Genomic DNA, 395 nt, shown 5'->3' with positions numbered 1-395 from the left:
ATGACCGGAAGGGGCCGTCAGCGCCTGCAGGCCCGGCGCGCTGGAGTCAGGGGCCTGCCGCGCCGGCGCAGGTCTGCTTCGAGCCCAATCCGGACCGTCAATCAGAATGGCGGGAGAGCTTTCAGACCAAGGCCCGGTCCGAATTGATCATTGTGAACCAATGAAATGGCAGGTCGCTCCATGGCGGCGAGGATGCACTCGGTAATTCTCGGACACCGCTTTGCCAACCAGTCGAAGTCGTGATGCCATTGCGTCAGCATCCAAACGTAGATGTCAGTTACCGATAGAACATCTCCGAGTATGAAGGGCCCACGATCAAAGGCTGCTTCAAGAATCAAGTAGTTGCGATCAATGAAATCACGTGCTGCAGCGGCGACACCTGCTGGGTCACCCGT

Annotated in this window: 1 protein-coding gene; it reads right to left on the bottom strand. The window is 58.2% G+C overall.

From position 1 onward, the window contains the following. Nucleotides 1–101 precede the first annotated feature (101 nt). Nucleotides 102–395 (bottom strand): glutathione S-transferase family protein (locus tag P1J78_RS25220; RefSeq protein WP_374213432.1); only part of this gene is annotated, 294 nt, incomplete at its 5' end.

The sequence above is a fragment of the Psychromarinibacter sediminicola genome (genome assembly GCF_029168335.1).
Taxonomy (GTDB): domain Bacteria; phylum Pseudomonadota; class Alphaproteobacteria; order Rhodobacterales; family Rhodobacteraceae; genus Psychromarinibacter; species Psychromarinibacter sediminicola.
The sequence above is the reverse complement of the archived record's forward strand: the minus strand, read 5'-3'. Positions and strand labels throughout refer to the sequence as shown.